The 8,825-nt window shown below is 69.1% G+C and carries 10 protein-coding genes; 9 read left to right on the forward strand and 1 reads right to left on the reverse strand.

Features of this window, described 5'->3' with window-relative positions; translation table 11 throughout:
- The 5 genes from ribD to VNR91_RS07340 all read left to right on the forward strand — a co-directional run.
- A partial coding sequence (gene ribD / locus VNR91_RS07320; RefSeq protein WP_325490116.1) for a bifunctional diaminohydroxyphosphoribosylaminopyrimidine deaminase/5-amino-6-(5-phosphoribosylamino)uracil reductase RibD occupies positions 1 to 826 on the forward strand: 826 nt, incomplete at its 5' end.
- Positions 826 to 1,443 carry a riboflavin synthase gene (locus VNR91_RS07325; RefSeq protein WP_325490117.1) on the forward strand — a complete coding sequence of 206 codons (618 nt, stop codon included), beginning with the start codon at positions 826 to 828 and terminating at the stop codon, positions 1,441 to 1,443. The genes ribD and VNR91_RS07325, both read left to right, overlap by 1 nt.
- A gap of 45 nt (positions 1,444 to 1,488) precedes the next feature.
- A complete protein-coding gene (gene ribB / locus VNR91_RS07330) occupies positions 1,489 to 2,781 on the forward strand; it encodes a 3,4-dihydroxy-2-butanone-4-phosphate synthase (protein ID WP_325490118.1) in 1,293 nt (430 codons plus the stop codon).
- Complete coding sequence (gene ribH, locus VNR91_RS07335) at positions 2,781 to 3,206, forward strand: 6,7-dimethyl-8-ribityllumazine synthase (protein ID WP_325490119.1); 426 nt, start codon at positions 2,781 to 2,783, stop codon at positions 3,204 to 3,206. Before ribB ends, ribH begins: the two co-directional genes overlap by 1 nt.
- Positions 3,203 to 3,679 carry a hypothetical protein gene (locus tag VNR91_RS07340; RefSeq protein WP_325490120.1) on the forward strand — a complete coding sequence of 159 codons (477 nt, stop codon included), beginning with the start codon at positions 3,203 to 3,205 and terminating at the stop codon, positions 3,677 to 3,679. Before ribH ends, VNR91_RS07340 begins: the two co-directional genes overlap by 4 nt.
- Here the strand turns inward: VNR91_RS07340 and VNR91_RS07345 are convergent.
- A complete protein-coding gene (locus VNR91_RS07345) occupies positions 3,646 to 4,725 on the reverse strand; it encodes an alkene reductase (protein WP_325490121.1) in 1,080 nt (359 codons plus the stop codon). The genes VNR91_RS07340 and VNR91_RS07345 overlap by 34 nt on opposite strands.
- Before the next feature lie 59 nt (positions 4,726 to 4,784).
- Here VNR91_RS07345 and VNR91_RS07350 point away from each other — a divergent pair, with 59 nt between their 5' ends.
- The 4 genes from VNR91_RS07350 to feoB all read left to right on the forward strand — a co-directional run bounded on the left by VNR91_RS07350 (position 4,785) and on the right by feoB (position 8,770).
- Positions 4,785 to 5,729, forward strand: coding sequence for a DMT family transporter (locus VNR91_RS07350; protein WP_414712389.1), 945 nt, complete (start codon positions 4,785 to 4,787; stop codon positions 5,727 to 5,729).
- Complete coding sequence (locus tag VNR91_RS07355; protein WP_325490123.1) at positions 5,722 to 6,381, forward strand: COQ9 family protein; 660 nt, start codon at positions 5,722 to 5,724, stop codon at positions 6,379 to 6,381. The genes VNR91_RS07350 and VNR91_RS07355 overlap by 8 nt, the downstream gene beginning before the upstream one ends.
- Positions 6,382 to 6,616: 235 nt before the next feature.
- Positions 6,617 to 6,886 (forward strand): FeoA family protein, encoded by a 270-nt coding sequence (locus VNR91_RS07360; RefSeq protein WP_325490124.1) that lies wholly within the window; start codon positions 6,617 to 6,619, stop codon positions 6,884 to 6,886.
- Positions 6,887 to 6,895: 9 nt separating this feature from the next.
- Positions 6,896 to 8,770, forward strand: a complete 1,875-nt coding sequence (gene feoB, locus VNR91_RS07365) for a ferrous iron transporter B (RefSeq protein WP_325490125.1) — start codon at positions 6,896 to 6,898, stop codon at positions 8,768 to 8,770.
- The last annotated feature ends 55 nt before the right edge of the window (positions 8,771 to 8,825 follow it).

An 8,825-nucleotide genomic window follows, 5' to 3' on the forward strand; every position in this document is an offset into this window, starting at 1 on the left:
GGGTGGTCGCCCCCATGCCGAGGCGATGGCGCTGGCGCAGGCGGGCGTGGGTGCACGCGGCGCGACCGCCTACGTCACGCTCGAGCCGTGCGCGCATGTGTCCGCGCGCGGGCCGGCCTGTGCCGCGCTGCTGGTGGAGGCCGGGGTGGCGCGGGTGGTGGTGGCGCTGGGCGATCCCGATCCGCGCACGAACGGCGCCGGCATCGCACTGCTGCGGTATGCCGGGATCACGGTAGAGGTTGGACCCGGCGCGACCGGCGCGGCGCGGGCCATGGCGGGTTTTCTGACCCGCCGCGCGCGGGCGCGCCCGCACGTCACGCTCAAGCTGGCGACCTCGCTCGACGGGTGCATCGCGCTGGCCGACGGGACCAGCCGCTGGATCACCGGCGCCGAATCGCGCGCGCACGCCCATCTGGAGCGCGCTAGGGCCGACGCTATCCTGGTCGGACGCGGGACCTATGACGCCGACGCGCCCCGGCTCGACGTGCGGCTGGCCGGGCTGGAGGATCGCACGCCGCATCGGGTGCTGCTGACCGGCGGCGCGGTGCCCGATGGCTGGGCGGCGATATCGTCGCCCGATGCGGCGGCGGGTCTTGCCGGGGTCGACTGGCTGCTGGTGGAAGGGGGCGCGCAGACCGCCGCCGCGTTCCTCCGCGCCGATCTGGTCGACCGGCTGCTGCTCTATCGCGCGCCGATCGTGATCGGCGGGCGGCAGTCGGTGGGCGACATCGGTCTCGCCGATCTCGGGCCCGCTCATGGTCGCTGGCGGCGGATCGACACCCGCCGTCTTGGCACCGACACGCTCGAGGTTTACGAGCGCGCCTGATGTTTACGGGAATCGTCTCCGATATCGGCACCATCCGCTCGGTCGCGCAGCAGGGTGACCTGCGCGTGGTGATCGAGACCGGCTATGACACCGCCACCATTGCCCTTGGCGCCTCGATCGCCTGTTCGGGGGTGTGCCTGACCGTGGTCGACACCGGGCCGGGCTGGTTCGCGGTCGACGTGTCGGGGGAAACGGTCGGCCGCACCGCACAGGGGCAATGGACCGACGGGCGGCGGCTCAACCTTGAGCGCGCGCTCAAGCTGGGCGAGGAACTGGGCGGACATATCGTCACCGGCCATGTCGACGGCATCGGCGAAGTGGCGAGCGTGGTCGAGGAAGGCGGATCGCACCGCGTGACCATCGCCGCGCCGCGTGAGATCGCGCCGTTCATCGCGCCCAAGGGATCGATCACCGTCGACGGCGTGTCGCTGACCGTCAACGCGGTCGCCGATACCGCGCGCGGGGTCGAATTCGGGCTGAACATCATCCCGCACACCGCCGCCGTCACCACCTTTGCCACGCTCGCGGCGGGCCAGCCCGTCAACCTCGAGATCGACGTGCTGGCACGCTATCTGGGTCGGATGCGCGACGTTCTGGAAAATCACACCCAGAAGTGATTCGCTGGCTTGATATCACATTGTGATGTGATATTGACGCCGGCCATGAGCACGCAATTGATCGATCGCCTGCGCGATCTTGTCCAGTCCGGGGAGGTTTCCCGCTCCGGCCTGGCCCGCGCCTCCGGGCTCCACGCCAACTCGCTGCGCAGCCTCGACGAGCCGGACTGGAACCCCACCGCCGACACGCTGCGCAAGCTCGAAACCTTCCTTGCCCGGCGTGAGGCCGGGCCGGCGCTGGTGCCGATCGAGGAGATCATCGAGGAAGCGCGCAACGGCCGCATGTTCATCCTGGTCGACGATGAGGACCGCGAGAACGAGGGCGACCTGATCATCCCCGGTCAGATGGCGACCCCTGACGCGATCAACTTCATGGCCACCCATGGCCGCGGCCTGATCTGCCTGGCGCTGACCCGCGAGCGCGTCGACCAGCTCGCCCTGCCGCTGATGAGCCAGTCGAACGGCACTCGCCACCAGACCGCCTTTACCGTGTCGATCGAGGCGCGCGAGGGAGTCACCACCGGCATTTCCGCCGGTGACCGCGCGCGCACGGTCGCGGTGGCGATCGATTCGACCAAGGGCGTCGAACATATCACCACCCCCGGCCACGTCTTTCCGCTCGTCGCGCGCGACGGCGGCGTGCTGGTCCGCGCCGGCCATACCGAGGCGGCGGTCGACGTGTCGCGGCTGGCCGGGCTCAACCCGTCGGGCGTGATCTGCGAGATCATGCGCGAGGACGGGACGATGGCGCGGCTCGACGATCTGATCGGCTTTGCCCAGACCCACGGGCTCAAGATCGGCACGATCCGCGACCTGATCGCCTATCGCCGCCGCTACGACCATCTGGTGGAGAAGAAGGCCGAGGCGCATTTCGTCAGCGCGTGGGGCGGCGAGTGGACCGCCGTCACCTATTGGAACAAGGCGACCGGGACCGAGCAGATCGCGCTGGTCAAGGGAAAGATCGATCCCGAACAGCCGGTGCTGGTGCGGATGCACCAATTGTCGATCATTCCCGACGTGTTCGGTGAGGACGGCGACCGGTCGGGCCTGTTGCGGCGATCGATGGAGATGATCGGCGCGGCGGGCGCGGGCGTGATCGTGGTGCTCAACAAGCCGCGCGCCGACCAGTTCACGCTCGCGTTGCAGGCGCGCACGGGCACTCTGCCGGTCGATATGGAGGAGTTGCGCGATTACGGCGTTGGCGCGATGATTCTCACCGAACTCGGGGTCCAGGACATGATCTTGCTTACCAATACGCACCACACGCTGGTCGGGCTCGACGGCTATGGCCTGTCGATCGTCGGCGAGCGCGCGATCGATTGCGGCGGGGCCGACTGATGGCGCACGTCCTGATCGCCGAGGCGCGGTTCTACGCCCATCTCAACGACATGCTGCTGGCCGGGGCCCGCGCCGCGATCGAGGCGGCCGGGCACAGCCATGAGACAGTGACCGTGCCCGGCGCGCTGGAGCTGCCGGCGGCGGTCTCGCTGGCGGCGGAAAGCGGCCGCTATGACGCCTATGTCGCGCTCGGCGTGGTGATCCGCGGCGAGACCTATCATTTCGAGATCGTCGCGGGCGAAAGCGCGCGCGGGCTGATGGCGCTGTCGATGGACGGACTGGCGGTCGGCAACGGCATCCTGACCACCGAGAACGAGGCGCAGGCGATCGTCCGCGCCGATCCCGCGCAAAGCGACAAGGGCGGCGGCGCGGCGCAGGCGGCACTGGCGATGCTGGCGCTCAAGGAACGATTCGGGGTCGCGTGACCGACATCCCGCCCAGCCGCTACAAGGTCGTCGAGCGCGGCCGGCGGCTGGTCGTGATCGATACGCGAAGCGGCCGGGCGGTGACGCACGATCGCCCTTCGTTACCTGCGCGCGCCACCACCACCACCACCTCCTCCTCCTCTGTGCCGATGGCGAAACCGTCGCCGGTCGCGCAGGCGCGTCGCACCGAATTCGACGGGCGCGCGCAACTCGTCACCCAACCTTTTTACGACAGGAAGGGGCCGCGCACGCTCGCGCTCGATCCCGGCGGGGCGGACATGGTGCAGGGCGTGCGGGTGATCGGCATCCTGCTGGTGCTGGTGTTCGCCGGGCTGGCCTTTGTCTGGCCGTGGCTGCTGCTCGCGCCGCTGATGCTGACCCAGCGGCCGGTGCGTGACGGCATCCGCAGTGCCGTCACCACCTGGCTCGATCGCTACGATCACGCCGCGACCGATTCCTCCAGCGTCGGATAGTCGGTGTAGCCCTTTGCCCCGTCCGTGTAGAAGGTGCGCGTGTCCGGGCTGTTGAGCGCCGCGCCGCGCCGGAACCGCTCGACCAGATCAGGATTGGCGAGGAAAGGGCGCCCGAACGCGATCGCGTCGGCGACGCCACTGTCGAGGTCGGCCTGCGCGCTGGTGGCGTCATAATCCTGGTTGAGCACCAGCGGCCCCGGAAATACCTTGCGGATCGCGGGCGAGAGTTTGGGCGCCTCGCTGTTGCCGAACGTGCCGGTCGGCGACAGTTCGCGCAGCTCGAGGAACGCGATGTTGCGTTCGGCGAGTGCCCGTGCGGCCGGGACGAACACCGATTCGGGATCGCTGTCATCCGCGCCCTGCGTCTCGCCATTGGGCGACAGTCGCACGCCGGTGCGGTCCGCGCCCACCTCAGCGATCAGCCGGTCGACCACTTCGATCAGCAGCCGGATGCGGTTTTCAGGCGCGCCGCCATAGTCGTCGTCGCGGTGGTTGACGCTGTCGCGCAGGAACTGGTCGATCAGATAGCCATTGGCGCCATGCAGCGCGACCCCGTCGAAGCCGGCGCGGATCGCGTTGCGCGCCGCGGTGCCGAAATCGTCGATCACCCGCCGGATGTCGTCGATGGTCGCCGCGCGCGGCAAGGTATAGGGTGTCGGCTTGCCGGGAATGTAGGGCGCCTCGATCGCCGAAGAGGACAGCGGCGTCATCCCGATCACCGCCGGTCGTGCCAGCCGGCCCAGGTGCCACAGCTGCGGCACGATCCGGCCGCCCGCGGCGTGGACCGCCTCGGTCACCGGCTTCCACGCCTCGACCTGCTCTTCCGTCCACAGGCCCGGTGCCTTGGGCCAGCCCATCCCTTCGCGGCTGATGCCGGTGCCTTCGGTGATGATCAGGCCGGCGCCGGCGCGCTGGCGATAATAGTCAATCATCACCGACGTCGGCACATGGCCGTCGGTCGAGCGGCCGCGCGTCAGCGGCGCCATCAACATGCGGTTGGGCGCGCGGATCGCGCCAAGATCGATCGGGTCAAACAGGCTTGGCATGATTTTCTGGAACCTTGCTGAAGGGGCGACGCGAACAAGCTAGGGCGTTATGGGGCGTCATGCATCAGGATGACGCCCCAAGAAAAGCTGCCCCGGCGCAAAGTCAAATCTTACCGCTGATCGCGCTGGTGGCGGCGAATGTCGCGCTCGCCTTTGGCCCGTGGTTCGTGCGGATGGCCGATTCCGGGCCGGTCGCCGCCGCGTTCTGGCGGATGATGTTGGCGGCGCCGGTGCTGATGGGCGCATCTTTGTTGTTGCGGCAGCAGCCGATCCGGCGGGCAAGGGGGCTGTGGTGGGTGCTGGGGTTGAGCGGCCTCGCCTTTGCCGCCGATCTGGCCAGTTGGCACGCGGGCATCCTCCAGACCACGCTGGCCAATTCGACGCTGTTCGGCAACGTCGCGACGCTGATCTTCCCGGTCTACGGCTTCATCATCGCCCGCGCCTGGCCGACGCGGTTGCAGGCGATCGCGCTGGGGCTGGCGGCGGCGGGCGGTGGGCTGCTGCTTGGACGTTCGGCACAGCTTTCGCCCGAAAACCTGGTCGGCGATCTCCTGTGCCTGGGCGCGGGGCTGTTCTACACCGTCTATTTCATCCTGATGTCGCGGGTGCGCGAGACGATGGCGCCGCTGCCGGCGCTGGCGCTGTCGAGCATCGCCAGCGTGCCGCTGCTGCTCGTCGCCACGGTGCTGTTCGGCGAATCGATCCTGCCCGGCCATTGGGGCGGGGTGTTCGCGCTGGCGATGGTCAGCCAGGTGTTCGGCCAGGGGCTGATGATCTACGCGCTGGGCAAATTGTCGCCGCTGGTGGTCGGCATCGGTCTGCTCGCGCAGCCGGTGGTATCCGGGGCGATCGGCTGGATCGCCTATGGCGAGCGGCTGGGCGGGCTCGACTTCGTCGGCGCCGGGCTGGTCGCGGTCGCGCTGGTGCTGGTGCGCAAGGGCGGGCGGACGCCGGTGCAGCTTGCGCCGGTCGGCGCGCAGGCGCAGAGGAAGACGCATGGCTGACCTGAAAGACGCCACCCTCGACGAGATTCGCGCCGCGCTGATCGGCGACGTCGCCGGCAACGCGGCGTTCGACGGCTGGACCGCGCGCGCGGTCGCAGCGGCCGCCGCGGCGCGCGGGGTCGATCCCGACGTGGCGAAGCTCGCCTGGCCCGGCGGCGCGATCGAGATGATCGATGCCTGGTTCGCCGACATCGACCGGCGAATGTTGGCCAAGCTGCCGCCAGAGGTGCTGGCGACGATGAAGGTGCGGCAAAGGATCGCCGGCCTGGTCGAGGCGCGGCTCGCCCTGCTCGCCGGATCGCGAGAGGCGTTGCGCCGCGCGCTGGCGGTGCTGGCGATGCCGCAGAACCTCCCGCGTGCCGCGCGGCTTGGCTGGCGATCGGCGGACGTGATGTGGCGCGCGGCGGGCGACACCGCGACCGACTATAATCATTATACCAAACGGGCGATGCTGGGTGGCGTCCATGCCGCGACGGTGCAGGTGTTCCTGGGCGACGACAGCGACGGGCACGCGGAAACGAGCGCGTTCCTCCAGCGCCGCATCGACGGGATCATGGCGTTCGAAAAGACCAAGGCTGGCGTGCTGATGCGCGCGCAACGCCGCCCCAGCCTGTCGCGATTCGTCGGCCGGCTGCGCTATCCGGTGCGGTAGGGCGATTCTCCGCGTTCCTTTTCGTCCTCCGGCGCGCGTGCCGGGGCACGCAAAGCCGCATCCGCCGCGCCCTGAGCGTCTTGTCCCTCCTCTGCCGCGCGGTGGATTTCGGCACGGAGGTCTGGGTGACGGCGGGAGGAAAGGGCGTGCTATCGGCCCGGTGATTGTGCAGCCCGACCCATCGTGGGCCATTGTGCTCGCGGCGCGTCTTCACTATCGATAATCATTCGCAGCAATGAACGCTCCCACCGCCTTTCCCCCGCTGATTCGGCTGGGCCAGCTTCCGCGCAAGACGCGCGGGGTGGTGGCCGCCGTCGATTGGGACATGCTGAGCGTGCCCGAGGCGCGACGGCTGCGCGAGCTGGGGCTGGACGAGGGCGTCGAGGTCGAGATGATGCACCGCGCGACGCTGGGCAGCGGGCCGATCGCCTGCCGCATCGGCAGGATGACGGTGGCGCTGCGCCGCCACGTCGGCCAGGCCATCCACGTCGCCCCCGCCAACTGAGTCGATATCATGGACGCTCCCGTCTCCGTTGCGCCGCTGATCGCGCTCGTCGGTAATCCCAACGCGGGCAAGAGCGCCCTGTTCAACGCGATGACCGGCGCGCGGCAGAAGGTCGGCAATTATCCCGGCGTCACCGTCGAGCGCCACGTCGGGCGCACCAGCCTGCCCGATGGGCGCCAGGTCGAGTTGATCGACCTGCCCGGCGCGTACAGCCTCGATCCGTCCTCTCCCGACGAGCGCGTCACCCGCGACGTGGTGCTGGGGCGGCAGCAGGGGGAGCGGCTGCCTGACGCGATCGTGGTGGTGATCGACGCCGCCAACCTCGACAACCACCTGCGTTTCGCGCTCCAGCTGATCGCGCTGGGCACGCCGGTGGTGATCGCGCTCAACATGTTCGACCTGGCCGAACGCGACGGGCTGAAGCTCGACCCCGAACGGCTGGCCGCCGAACTCGGCGTGCCGGTGGTGCCGACCGTCGCGGTGCGCCGGCGCGGGATCGACGAATTGAAGGCGCGGCTGGGTGAGGTCGTCGGCATCGGCGGCGCGCGCGCGCTTCGCGCGGGCGACGGGCATGTCGAGGAGGACATCGCCGTCCTCCAGCGCCGCGCCCGTGCGATCGCCACCCACGCCACCCTGTCCGAGACGGCGGTGCGGCGCTGGACGCACCGGCTCGACGCGGTGGCGCTGCATCCGGTGGCGGGGCCGATCCTGCTGCTCGCGCTGCTGTTCGTGATGTTCCAGGCGGTGTTCACTTGGGCGACGGTGCCCGCCGACGCGATCGATGCCGGCTTCACCGCGCTGGGCGGCTGGGTGAGCGAGGTGATGCCCGACGGCTTCCTGCGCTCGCTGATCACCGACGGGCTGATCGCCGGGGTCGGCGCGGTGCTGGTGTTCCTGCCGCAGATCCTGATCCTGTTCCTGTTCATCCTCGTGCTCGAATCGACCGGCTACATGGTCCGCGCGGCGTTCCTGATGGACCGGCTGATGGCCAGCGTCGGGCTGTCGGGGCGCGCGTTCATCCCGCTGCTCTCGTCCTTTGCCTGTGCGGTGCCGGGCATCATGGCGACCCGCACCATCGACGACGAGAAGGACCGGCTGACCACCATCCTGATCGCGCCGCTGATGACCTGTTCGGCGCGGTGGCCGGTCTACACCCTCATTATCGGCGCGATGATCCCCGACACCCAGGTGCTGCCGTTCGTGCGGTTGCAGGGGCTTGTCATGTTCGGCCTTCTGATCACCGGGGTGCTGGGCGCTTACGGCGTCGCGCTGGTGCTGCGGCGGACGGTGACCAGGGGCGAATCGTCGGGCTTCATGATGGAGATGCCCAAATACCAGTGGCCCAGCGTGCGCGACGTGGTGCTGGGGCTGTGGCAGCGCGCGGTGATCTTTCTCAAGCGCGCCGGCACGATCATCGCCGCGACCACGGTGGTGCTGTGGCTGCTGCTCAGCTTTCCCAAGGCGCCCATCGGGTCCGACGTGTCGCAGGTCGATTATTCGATCGCCGGCCGCATCGGCCACGGCATCGAATATGTGGTGAAGCCGATCGGCTTCAATCGCGACATCTCGCTGGCGCTGCTGCCGGCGATGGCGGCGCGCGAGGTGGCGGTGGCGGCGATCGGCACCGTCTATGCGATCGACGGCACCGACGCCGCCAACGAAGGCCGCATCCAGGACCGGCTCAAGGACCGCTGGAGCCTGCCGACCGCGCTCGCCTTTCTGATGTGGTTCGTGTTCGCGCCGCAATGCATCTCGACCATCGCCGTCACCCGCCGCGAGACCAACGGGTGGAAATGGCCAGCGTTCATGGTTGGCTACCTGTTCGCGTTGGCCTACATCGCTGCGGGAGCGACCTATTGGATCGCGACGGCAATCGGTTTGTAGGGAATTTCCATGGCGGGCAGCGTCAACAAGGTCATATTGGTCGGCAACCTGGGGC

The organism is Sphingomonas sp. (assembly GCF_035555815.1).
Lineage (GTDB): Bacteria > Pseudomonadota > Alphaproteobacteria > Sphingomonadales > Sphingomonadaceae > Sphingomonas.

Bases quoted from the DNA above. Each gene is read 5' to 3' on its own strand.
- ribB (WP_325490118.1), top strand. From the start codon at position 1,489: ATGAGCACGCAATTGATCGATCGCCTGCGCGATCTTGTCCAGTCCGGG.
- VNR91_RS07350 (WP_414712389.1), top strand. From the start codon at position 4,785: ATGCATCAGGATGACGCCCCAAGAAAAGCTGCCCCGGCGCAAAGTCAA.
- VNR91_RS07360 (WP_325490124.1), top strand. From the start codon at position 6,617: ATGAACGCTCCCACCGCCTTTCCCCCGCTGATTCGGCTGGGCCAGCTT.
- VNR91_RS07325 (WP_325490117.1), top strand. From the start codon at position 826: ATGTTTACGGGAATCGTCTCCGATATCGGCACCATCCGCTCGGTCGCG.
- VNR91_RS07355 (WP_325490123.1), top strand. From the start codon at position 5,722: ATGGCTGACCTGAAAGACGCCACCCTCGACGAGATTCGCGCCGCGCTG.
- feoB (WP_325490125.1), top strand. From the start codon at position 6,896: ATGGACGCTCCCGTCTCCGTTGCGCCGCTGATCGCGCTCGTCGGTAAT.
- ribH (WP_325490119.1), top strand. From the start codon at position 2,781: ATGGCGCACGTCCTGATCGCCGAGGCGCGGTTCTACGCCCATCTCAAC.
- VNR91_RS07345 (WP_325490121.1), bottom strand. From the start codon at position 4,725: ATGCCAAGCCTGTTTGACCCGATCGATCTTGGCGCGATCCGCGCGCCC.